At 35.8% G+C, this 14,647-nt stretch carries 13 protein-coding genes; 5 read left to right on the forward strand and 8 right to left on the reverse strand.

The annotated features are described in order from the left end of the window. Positions 1-45 precede the first annotated feature (45 nt). Both CHSO_RS20625 and CHSO_RS20630 read right to left on the reverse strand, forming a co-directional pair. Positions 46-1,275 carry an ABC transporter permease gene (locus CHSO_RS20625; protein ID WP_045500351.1) on the reverse strand — a complete coding sequence of 410 codons (1,230 nt, stop codon included), beginning with the start codon at positions 1,273-1,275 and terminating at the stop codon, positions 46-48. An 87-nt stretch (positions 1,276-1,362) separates the two neighbouring features. Further along, positions 1,363-2,052, reverse strand: coding sequence for an ABC transporter ATP-binding protein (locus tag CHSO_RS20630; protein WP_045500352.1), 690 nt, complete (start codon positions 2,050-2,052; stop codon positions 1,363-1,365). A 423-nt stretch (positions 2,053-2,475) separates the two neighbouring features. Between CHSO_RS20630 and CHSO_RS20635 the strand changes: the two genes are divergently transcribed. From CHSO_RS20635 to CHSO_RS20645, 3 genes are all read left to right on the forward strand, one after another. Further along, positions 2,476-3,450 carry a ribonucleotide-diphosphate reductase subunit beta gene (locus CHSO_RS20635; protein WP_027374636.1) on the forward strand — a complete coding sequence of 325 codons (975 nt, stop codon included), beginning with the start codon at positions 2,476-2,478 and terminating at the stop codon, positions 3,448-3,450. Positions 3,451-3,556: 106 nt separating this feature from the next. Next, positions 3,557-3,847 carry a hypothetical protein gene (locus tag CHSO_RS20640; protein ID WP_045500355.1) on the forward strand — a complete coding sequence of 97 codons (291 nt, stop codon included), beginning with the start codon at positions 3,557-3,559 and terminating at the stop codon, positions 3,845-3,847. A gap of 55 nt (positions 3,848-3,902) precedes the next feature. Further along, positions 3,903-5,561 (forward strand): ribonucleoside-diphosphate reductase subunit alpha, encoded by a 1,659-nt coding sequence (locus tag CHSO_RS20645; RefSeq protein ID WP_045500357.1) that lies wholly within the window; start codon positions 3,903-3,905, stop codon positions 5,559-5,561. 471 nt (positions 5,562-6,032) lie between these two features. On the opposite strand, the gene CHSO_RS20650 is transcribed toward CHSO_RS20645, so the two are convergent. Further along, the gene (locus CHSO_RS20650) at positions 6,033-9,218 is read right to left on the reverse strand and encodes a TonB-dependent receptor (protein ID WP_045500360.1); all 3,186 of its coding nucleotides are present in this window, start codon (positions 9,216-9,218) and stop codon (positions 6,033-6,035) included. A 206-nt stretch (positions 9,219-9,424) separates the two neighbouring features. Here CHSO_RS20650 and CHSO_RS20655 point away from each other — a divergent pair, with 206 nt between their 5' ends. Together CHSO_RS20655 and CHSO_RS20660 are read left to right on the forward strand one after the other, a co-directional pair. Beyond that, positions 9,425-10,315 (forward strand): DUF72 domain-containing protein, encoded by an 891-nt coding sequence (locus CHSO_RS20655; protein WP_045500362.1) that lies wholly within the window; start codon positions 9,425-9,427, stop codon positions 10,313-10,315. A gap of 133 nt (positions 10,316-10,448) precedes the next feature. Beyond that, on the forward strand, positions 10,449-10,679 hold the full coding sequence (locus CHSO_RS20660) for a hypothetical protein (protein WP_045500363.1): 231 nt from the start codon (positions 10,449-10,451) through the stop codon (positions 10,677-10,679). A gap of 90 nt (positions 10,680-10,769) precedes the next feature. Here CHSO_RS20660 and CHSO_RS20665 read toward each other — a convergent pair whose 3' ends face one another. The 5 genes from CHSO_RS20665 to CHSO_RS20685 form a co-directional block, all read right to left on the reverse strand. Continuing rightward, the gene (locus CHSO_RS20665; RefSeq protein WP_045503084.1) at positions 10,770-11,294 is read right to left on the reverse strand and encodes a hypothetical protein; all 525 of its coding nucleotides are present in this window, start codon (positions 11,292-11,294) and stop codon (positions 10,770-10,772) included. Between the two features lie 113 nt (positions 11,295-11,407). Next, the gene (locus CHSO_RS20670; RefSeq protein ID WP_045500364.1) at positions 11,408-12,055 is read right to left on the reverse strand and encodes an HD domain-containing protein; all 648 of its coding nucleotides are present in this window, start codon (positions 12,053-12,055) and stop codon (positions 11,408-11,410) included. After that, positions 12,055-12,897, reverse strand: a complete 843-nt coding sequence (locus CHSO_RS20675; RefSeq protein WP_045500366.1) for an alpha/beta fold hydrolase — start codon at positions 12,895-12,897, stop codon at positions 12,055-12,057. The genes CHSO_RS20670 and CHSO_RS20675 overlap by 1 nt, the downstream gene beginning before the upstream one ends. 90 nt (positions 12,898-12,987) lie before the next feature. Continuing rightward, entirely contained in the window at positions 12,988-13,878 is an 891-nt protein-coding gene (locus tag CHSO_RS20680) for a ribokinase (protein WP_045500368.1), read from the reverse strand. 65 nt (positions 13,879-13,943) lie between these two features. After that, the gene (locus tag CHSO_RS20685) at positions 13,944-14,579 is read right to left on the reverse strand and encodes a DUF4241 domain-containing protein (protein WP_045500371.1); all 636 of its coding nucleotides are present in this window, start codon (positions 14,577-14,579) and stop codon (positions 13,944-13,946) included. Between the last annotated feature and the right edge of the window lie 68 nt (positions 14,580-14,647).

Raw genomic sequence — 14,647 nt, forward strand, 5'->3', positions numbered from 1 at the left:
CGGTTATCATTACTGCATTTCCAATTTTATATTATTTTCAAATTACTATTCTGTTCTTAATGCTTCAATCGGCTTAATTCTCGAAGCTCTGTATGCCGGAACAAATCCTGCAATCAATCCGGAGAAAACCAATGCAATAAATGCCATAAAGATGGATCCCCAGCCTACACTTGGATTTTTAATAAAAAACTCTTCAAGGCTATCGCCTATCAGACTTAATGTTAAAACTCCTACTCCTATTCCCACAAATCCGGAAATTACTGTAATCACAACACTTTCCTGAACGATCAGTGCTACAATTCCTGCCGGTTTGGCTCCAATAGCTTTTCGTACCCCGATTTCTTTGGTTCTTTCTTTTACGATATACACCATGATATTACTGATCCCGATAATCCCTGCTAATAATGTTCCCAATCCAATGAACCCTACAATTGCAGTAAGAACTGCCATAAAGATGAAGGTATCATTCATATTTTTAGCATTATTCCAGACACGGACTCCATTTTCATCATCAGGAGAAACATTTTTTCTTGACTTCAATTTATCTCTCAGCTCATCTCCATATTTTATGGCCTGATCCGGAGTCAGTTTATCATTATAGGTAATATAGGCTATATTTACTGTATCAGAGCCTTTTTTCATCTGCTGTAAAGTAGTAATAGGAACGGTAATATGTCTTTCATCTCTATCACCTCCATCATCTGAAAAAACTCCAACAACCTTGTACATGGTTCCGTTGATATCAAGCTCTTTTCCTACCGGGCTTCCATTTTTAATTAAATCCCTCTGAACCATTCTTCCAATGACAGCAACATTTAATTTTTCTGCCAAATCCCTAGGAGTCAGATAGCGGCCATCTATAACTTTTCTGTTTTCAATCACCTGCTCTCCGGGGTCGGCTCCGTTAACCTGATAAAGACCACTCTCTTTTCCATATTTCACCATTAAACTTGCAGTATATCTGGGACTTGAAGGGCCTGTTTTTTTCTTATCTGCATTAATTAAAAAGTCATAATCGGAATTATTCATTGTAACATTACGATCAGACTGCAGTCCTTTATAAGCTAAAGTGGTTTTTCCTGTAGAAACAATAATCAGGTTTTTGGCATCCCCTGCAAACCCTTCCGAGAAAGCATTCTGAAGCCCTTGTCCTATGCCAAAAAGTACAATGAAAATAAACAGTCCTAAAGCTACCGTAAATCCCGAAAGCACCGTCCGAAGTACATTACTACGGATAGAGCTGAATATTTCCTGCCAACGATCTAGGTCAAACATTTTTTTATTTATATTAAAAGATTGAAAAATTAAAAGAATAACATCATTCAATTTTCAAATTATCTCATTTTCAAATTTTCAAATTGTTTAAAGCACAATCTGTTTAATAAACTCATCACTTTCAATGATACCATCCTTCAGTATAACATTTCTTTTCGTTTGTGCTGCTACATCCGGTTCGTGGGTTACCACAATGATTGTTTTTCCTTCATTGTTAATATCCTGAAGAAGCTTCATAATATCATGAGTCGTCTTTGAATCTAATGCTCCGGTAGGCTCATCCGCCAATACTACTTTCGGATTGGTAATCAAAGCTCTTGCAATGGCTACCCTTTGCTTCTGTCCTCCTGAAAGTTCGTTAGGAAGGTGATCTGCCCATTGGGCAAGACCTACTTTTTCCAAATATTCCAAAGCCTTTTGATTACGCTCTTTTCTTGGTACATTTTGATAGTACAATGGAAGGGCTACATTTTCAAGAGCGGTTTTATAGCTGATAAGATTGAAAGACTGGAAAATAAATCCTAAAAATTTACTTCTGTATTCTGCAGCTTTTACTTCTGATAAATGCTCAATAGGAACGCCATCCAATTCATAAGTTCCTGAATCTTTTTCATCCAGAATACCAATAATATTAAGAAGAGTAGATTTTCCGGAACCGGAACTTCCCATAATGGAAACAAACTCTCCTTCTGAAATATTCAGATTGATTCCCTTCAAAACATGAAGCTTGCTTTTTCCTGTATCGTATGATTTATGTAAATCCTGAATTACTAACATTAAGTGATGTATGTTTTATACCCAATAAGTAGATGATATTTTCAAATTGTTACAAGAATGAAAATTTATTCAAATATTTTTTTGTTTAATATATTAAACCTTTATTTAAAGCAATTTATCAATTTTTGTTTAACTGTAACTTGAGTTTTCCATGCATTTATCCCCTATATAGCCCTCTAGCCTATTATTTGTGCCTGTTTCATGTAAATGTGGAAAACTTTTACAGCTAAAAGTCAGCCTATTAGTATTTACCTCTTTCAAAATCAGTTCTTTTTTTCGAACTTTGTCATTAGATTTTGCTCAGAAAAGAAAACTTTCAATGTGAATAACTTAAATTCACAACCACCACAAAAACAAAAAGTTACACACATTCTGAACATTTTCCACAGAGATCTGAATTATTTAATTATAAAGATATTTAATATGGGAATTTTTGATAAGAGAGTAAGCTATAAGCCATTTGAATACCCGGAGGTTCTGCAATTTGTAGAAGCCATCAATAAATCATTCTGGGTACATTCGGAAGTGGACTTTACTGCAGATGTACAAGATTTTCATTCGCAGTTGGAGCCACATGAAAAAAATGCTGTGAAAAATGCGCTTTTAGCCATTGCACAGATTGAGGTGTCTGTAAAGACATTCTGGGGGAATTTATACAACCACCTTCCGAAACCGGAATTCAATGGATTAGGATCTACTTTCGCAGAATGCGAGTTCCGTCATTCTGAAGCATATTCCCGTTTATTGGAAGTATTAGGATATAATGATGAATTCCTTAATGTAATTGAGATTCCTGCTGTAAAAGGTAGAATTGAGTTCCTTGGAAATGCTTTAAAACATGCCAACTCTGCTACTCCTAAAGAATATGTTTCTGCATTATTGCTATTCAGTATCTTAGTAGAAAATGTTTCTCTTTTCTCTCAGTTTGCCATCATCCTTTCTTTCACAAGATTCAAAGGATTCATGAAAAATGTTTCCAATATCATCGCTTGGACTTCTGTAGATGAGCAAATTCACGCTAATGCAGGAATCTACCTTATCAACAAAATCCGTGAAGAACAACCAGATCTATTAACAGACAGCGATATTGAAGACATCTACACGCTTGTTGATGAATCTATCGCAAGAGAAGGGGACATCCTTAGCTGGATCTTTGAACTAGGTGAAATTGATAACGTATCCAAAGAAGATCTATTGAACTTCATGAAGTATCGTGTAGATGACAGCTTGAAGAAAATCAATATGAAAACAAGATACAACATCACTCCGGAACAATACAGACCAATGGTATGGTTCGAAGAGGAAGTTTTCGCCAATTCACTAGATGATTTCTTTGCAAAAAGACCTGTAGATTACACGAAACACGATAAGAGTATTACAGCAAACGACTTGTTTTAATGTATAAAGGCGCGAGCGAAGCGAGCGTCAAAGCAGGAAGTATTAGGATTAATAATTTCTCATACTTCAAAACAGAACAACAGTTAACTTAATAAGCACAAATAATATGATTAATGTAATAGTAAGCTACACCGTAAAACCTGAATTTGTTCCTGTCAATAAAGCCAATATTCAAAAGTTTTTAAATGATTTTAAAAATTTGGATCAGTCAACATTTGAATATAAGGTTTTCGTAAAGGAGGATGGTGTTACTTTTCTACATTATTCAAACTATAGTAATGAAGATGTTCAGCATGAAGTTTTGAATATTCCATCTTTTAAGGAATTTCAAAAATTGAGAGATGAAAGCGGGCTGAATGACTCTCACAAAGTAGAATTTTTACAATCAATAATATAAAAAAACAAAATTCCGGAGCGGGAATTTCATTCCGGAATTCGAAAATATAACATCTATGGAAGAGCAAAATTCAAATATATGGTGGCTCAACGAAGAGTCTGAGCAGATGCTGAACAGAGGATATCTGTTGAAAGGTGAAACGGTAGACGGAGCTATCGACAGAATCACCACTGCTGCTGCAAAAAGGTTATACAAACCGGAACTTCAAGCAGCATTCAAAGAAATGATCACAAAAGGATGGATCAGCTTCTCTTCTCCTGTATGGGCTAATATGGGAACCGAAAGAGGTCTTCCTATCTCTTGTTTCAACGCTCACATTCCAGACAGCATTGAAGGAATTACTCATAAAATGGGTGAAGTTATCATGCAGACAAAAATCGGTGGGGGAACTTCAGGATATTTTGGAGAACTGAGAAACAGAGGAACAGCTGTTACTGATAACGGAAAGTCTTCAGGAGCCGTTTCATTCATGAAGCTTTTTGATACTGCTATGGATGTTGTTTCACAGGGAGGAGTAAGAAGAGGTGCTTTTGCTGCTTACCTAGATATTGACCACGGAGATATTGAAGAGTTTTTATCCATTAAAGATATTGGTAGCCCAATCCAAAACCTATTTACCGGAGTATGTGTACCAGATTACTGGATGCAGGATATGATAGACGGTGATATGGAAAAACGTAAAGTTTGGGCAAGAGTATTGGAAAGCCGCCAGCAAAAAGGTCTTCCTTATATTTTCTTCACCGATAACGTAAACAGAAACAAACCACAGGTATATAAAGACCTTGGAATGACGGTAAACGCAAGTAACCTTTGTTCTGAGATCATGCTTCCATCTACTATGGAGGAATCATTTATCTGCTGTCTGTCTTCCATGAACCTTGAATTGTATGATGAATGGAAAGATACAGATGCTGTTAAATTAGCCGTATATTTCCTGGATGCTGTTTTATCTGAGTTCATCGATAAAACTGAAGGAAACTACTACTTACAGGGAGCAAGAAACTTTGCAATGCGTCACAGAGCTCTTGGATTAGGAGTTTTAGGATACCATTCTTATCTACAGAAAAATATGATTCCGTTTGAAAGTTTTGAAGCGACTCAGTTCAACGCAAGGGCTTTCAGACATATCAAAGAACAGGCTGAGCAGGCTTCAAGAGAACTTGCCAACATCTATGGAGAACCAGACGTATTGAAAGGCTATGGATTAAGAAATACCACTACAATGGCTATTGCTCCTACCACTTCAAGTTCTGCGATTTTAGGACAAACATCTCCAGGAATTGAGCCTTTCTCTTCTAACTATTATAAAGCAGGTTTGGCTAAAGGAAACTTTATGCGTAAGAACAAATACCTGGCAAAACTATTGAAAGAAAAAGGATTGGATAATGAGGAGACATGGAGAACCATTATGTTGAACCACGGATCTGTACAGCACCTGAATGAGCTTACTCCTGAAGAAAAGGCAGTATTCAAAACATTCAAGGAGATTTCTCCAATGGAGATTATTTCTCAGGCGGCTCAAAGACAGCAATACATTGACCAGGCACAGTCTCTGAACCTTCAGATTCCTTCTACAATGCCTGTAAAAGACGTAAACTATCTGTATATCGAAGCTTGGAAAAAAGGAGTAAAAACACTTTACTACCAAAGAAGTTCTTCCGTTTCTAAAGAAATGATGGTGAACTTTGTATCATGCTCAAGCTGCGAAGCATAGGACCAAGTAATAAACACGCTATATTTACAAAAGCATACCGAAAGGTGTGCTTTTGTCGTTTTCATAGGCCTTGATTGATAATTTAGTTTCCCACAGATTGTGCAGATTCTCACAGATGATTGGGTAAAAATTGAAAAAATTTCACTTCAGCTCCTACTGTTGATAGGTTTTGGCTAAAGCCGTCGGGATTGGTCTTCATTTTTTAAACAGGCTAAAGCCCGTTCCTATTGAATAATTACAATGTGTATATAATTATTGGAGGCTAACCACAGATTAAACGGATTTTCACAGATAATTGCATGTATTTAAAATGGTTTATTAAAAATAAAATGCATTTCTTTTATCGGCAAAATTCATCATCCATCATCCATCATTCATCATTCATCATTCATCATCTATCATTTACAATTCATAAAAAAGGCCCGGAAAGAAAATCCGAACCTTTGAAAGAAATATTTGTAAAAAGAAGTATTAAAAATTATATCTCACACCCAGCTGAGCCTGGAATCTCGATGCAAACTGATCGATGGTATAAGCAGACCCAGGTGTTTTAAAGTTATAAGTAGGATCTCCAGCTGACGGTTGCCCAGCAGCTACATTCCCAACTTTTGTAAGTCCTACACTTGCTGTAGAGTTGAACGTATTAGGTACAAAGTACACCTTACCCCAATCTTTATTCAATAAATTGGTGAAATTAATGATACTTAAAGAGATCTGGATATTGTTCTTAGATTTTTCACTCAGTCTGATCTCATCCATAATTCTGATATCTGCCTGAACATTCCAAGGGGTTGTATCTCCATTTCTTTCTGTAAACTTTCCTCTTCTGGATTTAAGATAATCATTGTTATTAACAAAGCTTTCATAATCTGCAACCTGTTGTTGAGCACTTACCAGCACGTTTCCTGATCCATCCTTTATAGGAACAATATATTTCGCAGCTTCGGCAGCATCTTTAAAGATATAAGCAAGGCCAGCCGCCTGTCCCGTATTGGCAATCGTACTGTTTACAAATCCCCATGAGAAAGGATTTCCTGACTGAGCATTAAAATAAACATTGGTATATAACTTGTTAGACTCGGAAATATTAAAGGCATATCCCAAATTGGCCACAATTCTATTCTTGATCGCAAAATTGGAAGTCGTTAGCTGAGGATTATTTGGCGTCAAAGATTGGTTCATCTGCCAGTTACTTTCCATAGAGTTTCTGATACCATTCGTAATATCCTTAGCATCACCATAAGTATAAGCCGCAAAGAAATTAAATCCGAAATTATACGATTTTGAAATCTGAGCTGTCAGGTTATAGCGATACCCTTCTTTTGTATTGGATAGTAAATAAGCATTAGAGAAGTTACTATTAATATTCGTTGTGTAGATCGGCATTTCGTGATTCACATCATAGCTGTAGTATGTCACATTATCTGTTTTATTCACCTGTTGGAATTTCAGATCATACAATACTTTCGTATAAATTCCTTCCAGTGTCAGTTTATATCCGGCAAGTGTATAATCAAATGCCAGGGAACTTCTCCAGACTCTTGGCATCTTAAAATTATTATCAATAAGGTCAACCTGTACTTTAGATGAATTCTGCCATTTCGGGAAATTAGCGCCTATTAGAGGGTCTCCATTAGTTGCAATCTGTGCCGCTGTTGGCGCATTATAATCGTAGCTTCCAAAACCAACGCCATCATTATAATATGCATATCCTAACCATGCAAACGGAATTCTTCCCACGAAAATACCGGAACCTCCTCTTAACACCATAGATCTGTCTTCCGTAATATCAATGGTAAATCCTAATCTTGGTGATAATGTAGGTTTATTAAGATAGCTATTGGTTAACTGACTTAATGGAGTGTAATTGTAAGTATTTCCGAAATAAGGATCCTGAGGAGAGTTATTAACCGCCGGACTTAATTGTGGCTTATTAGGTAAATCTGTATAATCAACTCTTACTCCAGGTGAAAGCCTCACTCTCCCCCAATTGATCTCATCCTGCAGATATACTGAAAGAAGGTTTACTTTGTATTGTGCATAAGGATTATCAAAAAGAGTCTGTCTGCTGTCTCCGTTGAAAGGGTAAGTCCCTCTTATTCTGGCAGGTGTCCCATTATAAAAATCATTTAACGATTTATAAGATATTCTTCCGTTTAAGGCATTTACAAAACCATAATTGATATTGTATAGCTCATTGTGAGTTCCTAATAAGAAAGTATGATTTCCTGTTTTATAAGTAAGGTTATCCGTAATTTCAAAAGTCTTCTGCTTCATATTGAAAACAGTAGCTTCCCTATCATTCCCGAACAGAATAGTTCCCCCATTATGAGTAATTTCCACCTGCGGGAACATAGCATTGCTGGAAGTAGGATCTCTGTAATCATGAATAGAAGAATATCCAACTACTAAATTATTATTCCATTTATCATTAAAACGGCTCTTCAACTCAAGAGTGGTAGTGGAGGCTGTATTCTTTTGAACAAAATCCATACTGGCAAATCTGAAATTGGCGCCATCTCTTTCAAGGTTGGAAGCCTGAGAAAATACTGTATTATTTTTAATGGATAAAGTATGCTTATCATTGATCTTCCAGTCTAACTTGTTGAAAAGTTTAGCACTTTCGGAAAAGTTATTGTATCCATTAAAACTTCCTACATTAAAACCGTATTTCTTTTGTACGAAGTCTGAAAGTTTCTGAGCCACCGATTCATCTATCAGGGCACCAGGATCGTTGGCATTATAAAATATAGGATCGACCCTTTTGGTATATTCAAGATTGGTAAATAAAAATACTTTATCTCTCACTACAGGCAGCCCTACTCTTCCTCCATAAATAAAATCGGAAAAATCACTTGGCATTTTGGAATTGTCACCTACCCTGTTTCTACCTGTTATAGCAGCATTTCTGCCATATACATACATGGAACCTGTAACATCATTACTACCACTTCTGGTTACGGCATTGATACTTCCCCCAAGAAAATTACCAAGTTTCACGTCATAAGGAGCAATGTAGACCTGTACATCCTGAATAGCATCCAAGCTTATCGAGTTGGAACGCGTACTGCTTCCAGGCATTCCCGAAGTTCCCGTCTGTCCACCCAATGAAGGACTGAACCCAATGGCATCATTATTAATTGAACCATCAATAGTAACGTTGTTATAACGGAAATTCGTTCCGTTGAAAGAGTTATTGGCACTTTGCGGAATTAGCTTGGTTACATCCTGAATCCCTCGGTTAATATTAGGTAGTCCTGAAATCTGAGCCTGGTTGATTCCCACTCCATATTTTACGTTGGTCTTTTTTGAAGTGATCTTCACCTCGTCAATTGTCTTTTCCTTATTGCCAACATCTACTACAGGCAGGTCATTATTTCCTAAAGAAAGCTGCAGATTAGGATTCTCGTAAATAATCAGTGAACCGTCAGATATCTCAATTTTATAAGGACCTCCCGGCTGAAGATTGTCTAAGCTAAACTGTCCTTTGCTGTTACTTTTAGTTTCAAAAGTACTGTTGGTAGGAATATGCACTACCTTCACGGTAACTTCGGAAGAAGCTCCTTTTAATCTTCCAAAAATTTTAGAACTGGTTTCCTGTGAAAATGCAAACCCAAAAGATAATAAAGCAAAAGCACAGATCAATTTTTTCTTCATATTTTTATTGCTACAAAACTTACTGTAAAATTATACCTACTCAATATGAAGTATGGTAACATAGAATTAACATTGCGTAACACAAAGTTTAATATTTCCTTAAAAAAAACTTAATATACATTACAAATTTCATCCCCGATTTTATACACTTTCTATGAAAATTACAGTAAAAAAATGATTAATTTTAGACATTAAAACCGCTTAATATGAAATTCGGACAAGTAGAAGACCCTTCAAAAATAGACTTCACCCTTCCCAAAGATCACTCAAGAACCAAAGAAATTTTAAGTCTTAATAAGAAAGGATTGGAAAACATTTCTATCGGGTGTGCCAAATGGAATAAAACAGACCTTAAAGGATTTTATCCCAAAGGAACCAAGGATGAGCTAACCTATTATGCTACTCAATTTAATTCCATTGAATTAAATGCCACATTTTATGGAATGCCCACTCCGGATCAGGTAAAAACATGGAAGGAGAAAACTCCGGAAAATTTCAAATTTTTCCCTAAGATCACCAATACTGTTTCTCATTTCAGAAGACTTATTGATGTTACCGAACCGGTTACCCATTTTGCTTCAGCAGTCATTAATTTTGATGAAAAACTGGGAATGGCCTTTCTTCAGCTTCATGATAACTTTAAACCCAAAGATTATGACAGACTGGAAAAATTCGTAAAAGAATGGCCTAAGGAAGTTCCTCTTGCCATAGAATTAAGAAATACAGAATGGTTTACCGATGAGGAAATTCTGAATACCACCTGCGAACTTTTTGAAACCCATAATATCACAAATATCATTGTAGATACTGCCGGGAGAAGAGATATGCTTCATATGCGCCTTACCACTCCTAACGCATTTATCCGCTATGTAGGAGCCAATGCAGAAAGTGATTATGAAAGACTGGATGATTGGTTAAAACATCTTACCCAGTGGAAAAAAGACGGTCTTCAGAATCTGTATTTCTTCGTTCACCAGAATATTGAGAAAGCCTCACCACTTCTTTCCGCTTATTTCATTAAAAAAATAAATGAAGAATGGAAGACCGACATCCATATTCCACAAATGGCTACTGAAAGCACAGGAACCTTATTTTGATTAAAGTTTTAAATAGACTAATTTTAATTTACAGCACGAATGACAATAAAAGCCTTTTCATAACAGAAAAATTCATACATTAGAGTAATACCCTATTCAAACTGAAAAAGGTATACTTAAAAAAATAAATGTCATGAAAAAGGAAATTTGTACAATCAGTGTCTCCAGCAACTGGCTTGGAGATGACTATATCTTCTATGAAGACCATACTATAAAAAGAGTATATGACAATCATAGCCTGAACTCCAACAAGACGGAATGGCTGGAACCTCATCAAATCAATAAACAAAATAAGGATAAATTAATAAGAGCATGTCCTGAGGAATTTAAAGAACAGATTATGCATCTTCTGGATTATCCTTAATAAAAAACTCTCGCAGATTTTACAAATACAACAGATTGATATCATACAATCATCTGCCGGATCAGCAAAATCTGCGAGAGAATATATAATTTAGTTTTTATTATTTTTCTTCAGAAGCAATACCAGATTAAGAAATAAAAGCAGAAAATCCAATGTAATCCAGATTCCCAACTTTGTATTTTCATAATTGTAGGCATCTATCTGTTTTTTAGCAGCATCAGACAGTTTCATACTTTGATTGATATAATTCTGCACTTCCACAATCTGATCTATATTCTTATTAGGAACAGAATGCTGTGAAAAATATACCAGATTCTTCTTTCCGAGATATCCTACTATCCAATACTCATCAGACTTGTCCATTTTCAGATACTCTACCCTGTAATATTCCGGACGTATTTTCCCGACATGTTTAGGTTCAAGCTTCGTAGTATTATCAATTTTATTAACATTGAGAAGATAAAAATCTAATGCTTGAGGAAGTTTATTGATGACCTGTAGCCCTACAGAGTTATCCACAAACGCTACAGCGCTTTTCTTTATAAACCAATAGGTAAAAATTGAGATGGAAGAAACCACTGTTACAATACGGAACAGTCTTGTCCATTTTGCCATTCTTCCCAATTTTACTTTATATAAAACCAGAGAAAATATACACGCCCAAAAGATAACAAGAATGAAAAATACCATATTGCAAAGATACTGATTTCAGATTTTTTAAGAGAATGTTAATCTACATTCCATTCTTTATAGAACTGATCAAGGAAATTCAGCATATAATCATGTCTTTCCTGAGCCAGTTTTTTTCCGTGCCCTGTATTCATCAAATCCTTTAGAAGCAATAATTTTTCATAAAAATGATTGATGGTTGTCCCGTTAGATTTTTTGTATTGTTCTTTAGACATATTTAAATCAGGCTGAACATTGGGATCATACATTGGATTATTTTTAAACCCTCCAAAGTTAAACGTTCTGGCAATTCCTATCGCACCAATAGCATCGATACGATCTGCATCCTGTACAATTTTCAGTTCAATAAACGGATTAGCGGGTGCCTGGCTTCTGTTTTTAAAAGATATATTTTCGATCACAAATAAAACCTTTTCAATGGTTGCATTTGGAACATTTTGACTTTCTAAAAATTCTCTGGATATTCTCGGAGCTATGGATTCATCTCCGTTATGGAATTTAGGATCTGCAATATCATGCAATAACGCAGACAATTCTACCACATCCGGATCACAGTCTTTTTCTGTTTCAGCTATTTTTTTAGCCAGCTTCCACACTCTTTCGATATGGAACCAGTCATGTCCTGCTTCAGCTCCCTCTAATTTTTCCTTTACAAATTCTACGGTGTTGTTAATCGTACTTTTCATTAATCTATCAGTTCATTTAAAATAATATCCCAGAGCTTGTGATTGTAGTTTCTAAAAAAATTAACATGTCCTATTTCTTTTTTCTCAGACTCTGTAGTTTTTACCAGCCTGTAAGTTGGTTTAAGGTTAGGATAAGTATTGTTTAAAAGGCTCAGAACTCCTTTTTCCGTTAACCAGACATCATCTTCTGCACGAACTACAAATACTTTCTGCGTTAAATTTTTAGAATAATCATCAATCTTCTCCAACAGTCTGTTGGTTGATTTTTTGTTTAAAATTAAGGTTCTCCAGTCATATGCACAATTTTTCGGAAGACTTTCTCCAAGCCCAAACCAATTTGCAGGAAAGTATCCCAGCAATGAAGTGGTTAATGGTTGTACAATCCCGAATCCGAGATACGCTTCAATTTTTGTCTTCAGCCTGAGATTTCCTACAAAAGCATTCTGAGTTCCTACAAATATTAATTCTTCAAACATTTCGGAATCTTTATTCATCCCTAAAATCAAAGCACCTACAGAATGTCCCAGACAGAATTTTCTATGCTCTGGAAACTTATTTTTAATGTATGTAGTTAATGTTTTATAATCCTTTGAACCCCAAATTCTCATAGATCCATGGAAGCCTTTCATATTTTCCGGTTTAGACAGACCTATTCCTCTGTAATCATAAGTAATCACAGTAAATCCCTGCTCAGCAAAATATTTGGCAAAAGAAAAATATACCTGCTGTTTTACTCCTGTGGCAGAGTTCATAAGCAATAATTTCCCATTATTTTTTTCAGGCTGAAAAAGATGAGCAGTCAGGGAAGCATGGTCTTCTGTGGTAAGTATTAATTTTTCCATAGGATAAAAAGAAAAAATCCACTATAAAAGTGGACATTTTCAGTATATTATAATGCTTAGTTTGAAACTTTCGATATGCCGTAAATAGCTTTAAGAAAAGAAATCTGACATTCTCGGCAATCCGGTCTGTGAACCTTTACTTCCGGAAACTCTGGATGAAACCTCATTTCCAAACTTCACACAGTCTTCAACAGAGTTTCCATGACAAAGGGCAATTGCAAATCCAGAAGTAAATGCATCTCCCATTCCCATCTTATAAACGGTCTTCTCTTTATTCTTTCTATAATACTTCATTTCTGTACCATCAAAATAAATGGTAGAATTGGTATCGTCCCTTACAAACACTTTATTAAAGTATTTTTTAAGAACCTCTTCTCTTTTTTCTTCTCCAAAAATGATGAACAACTCATTACTTTTGGCAACAATAAAGTCTACCTCCTCAAGAATTGCATCATTTACTCTCATAGCAGGAGAAGCATATAAACCCACTTTTTTACCATATTTTTTTGCTTTTCTTACGGTATATTCTACAACATCCATAGAAACCTCAAGCTGTACGAGGATCAGGTCTGAAGTATGAAAATAGCGGTCCGCTTCATCAATATGAGAGACACTCAGATATTTATTAGCTGCAGGTACTACCACAATAGCGGCATTTCCCTCGGAAGTGGTTACATAAGCTGTTCCTGTTGACTCTTTATCAGTTTCATGTACGAAGCCTACATTTACATTTTCGCCCACCAGATTTCTCATGATTTGCTGTCCCAGGGGATCCATTCCAACACAACCTATAAAATAAACACTGGCACCTAATCTTGCAGTTCCTACTGCCTGGTTGGCTCCTTTCCCGCCAAAATAACTCTCTGAGTTAACAGCCAGAACGGTTTCGTTAGGCGAAGGAAGTTTATCGGTTTCCAAAACAAGATCTATTGAGGAGCTGCCTACAACGATAATTTTTGGTTGTTCTGATGAGAAATTCATTGTGTTTGATATTAGTTTAAAAATTATAACAGACTAAATTCCGTGCCAAAAATAACTAATTTTACCTAACTTATTTCAATAAATTCTGTAATAATCTTCACTGGTGATTGATTTTTATCATAAGCAATATAGCTGGCATAAAAACCATCCCCATATCCGGCCTCAAAAGCAAATATAGTCCCAGGATGAGCCTCTGAAGGTTTTAAAAATGCATATTGATCTATCGCCCCGTTTTCATCGAAGAAATATTCATGGAAAAACTCTTCATAAATTCCCATAAAGTCTCCGCCTTTATTGCGATAAAGCTTTTGCTCCAATTCATTAAGACTGTTTTGAGTATCCACATCCATGAAACAGCCCATGCCGCTTTCTACCGGATATCCGAATACTTCTCCTTCTGCCAGCTCTTTAATATTCTGTCCCGAAGTAGTCGCCAGTTTCCAGTCTTTAATTACTGCAGTATTGAAAATAATTTCTGCATAGGCTACACAATTGCTGTCTCTTTCCTTATGCAATATCACAGAAAATTCTCCTTTTGGGAATTCTGTAGAAAAAGAAAGCATATCATTGGTGATTAAGGGATCACAAGCTACCAGTTTTCCACTGGAAAGGTAAATCTTCCCTACTTCAAAACTTTCTAACAATGGACTTTCTACAAAGTCCTTCGAAAATAGTTTTTTTATGTTTTCTATATGTGTCATTTTATTGTATTACTTATTCTTAGTGTCAGGCTGAGCACAGATGAAAAAATCTGCGAACGAATGTTCAC

The organism is Chryseobacterium sp. StRB126 (assembly GCF_000829375.1).
GTDB lineage: Bacteria > Bacteroidota > Bacteroidia > Flavobacteriales > Weeksellaceae > Chryseobacterium.

Bases quoted from the DNA above. Each gene is read 5' to 3' on its own strand.
- CHSO_RS20630 (WP_045500352.1), bottom strand. From the start codon at position 2,052: ATGTTAGTAATTCAGGATTTACATAAATCATACGATACAGGAAAAAGC.
- CHSO_RS20625 (WP_045500351.1), bottom strand. From the start codon at position 1,275: ATGTTTGACCTAGATCGTTGGCAGGAAATATTCAGCTCTATCCGTAGT.
- CHSO_RS20685 (WP_045500371.1), bottom strand. From the start codon at position 14,579: ATGACACATATAGAAAACATAAAAAAACTATTTTCGAAGGACTTTGTA.
- CHSO_RS20655 (WP_045500362.1), top strand. From the start codon at position 9,425: ATGAAATTCGGACAAGTAGAAGACCCTTCAAAAATAGACTTCACCCTT.
- CHSO_RS20635 (WP_027374636.1), top strand. From the start codon at position 2,476: ATGGGAATTTTTGATAAGAGAGTAAGCTATAAGCCATTTGAATACCCG.
- CHSO_RS20670 (WP_045500364.1), bottom strand. From the start codon at position 12,055: ATGAAAAGTACGATTAACAACACCGTAGAATTTGTAAAGGAAAAATTA.
- CHSO_RS20660 (WP_045500363.1), top strand. From the start codon at position 10,449: ATGAAAAAGGAAATTTGTACAATCAGTGTCTCCAGCAACTGGCTTGGA.
- CHSO_RS20680 (WP_045500368.1), bottom strand. From the start codon at position 13,878: ATGAATTTCTCATCAGAACAACCAAAAATTATCGTTGTAGGCAGCTCC.
- CHSO_RS20675 (WP_045500366.1), bottom strand. From the start codon at position 12,897: ATGGAAAAATTAATACTTACCACAGAAGACCATGCTTCCCTGACTGCT.
- CHSO_RS20665 (WP_045503084.1), bottom strand. From the start codon at position 11,294: ATGGCAAAATGGACAAGACTGTTCCGTATTGTAACAGTGGTTTCTTCC.
- CHSO_RS20645 (WP_045500357.1), top strand. From the start codon at position 3,903: ATGGAAGAGCAAAATTCAAATATATGGTGGCTCAACGAAGAGTCTGAG.
- CHSO_RS20640 (WP_045500355.1), top strand. From the start codon at position 3,557: ATGATTAATGTAATAGTAAGCTACACCGTAAAACCTGAATTTGTTCCT.
- CHSO_RS20650 (WP_045500360.1), bottom strand. From the start codon at position 9,218: ATGAAGAAAAAATTGATCTGTGCTTTTGCTTTATTATCTTTTGGGTTT.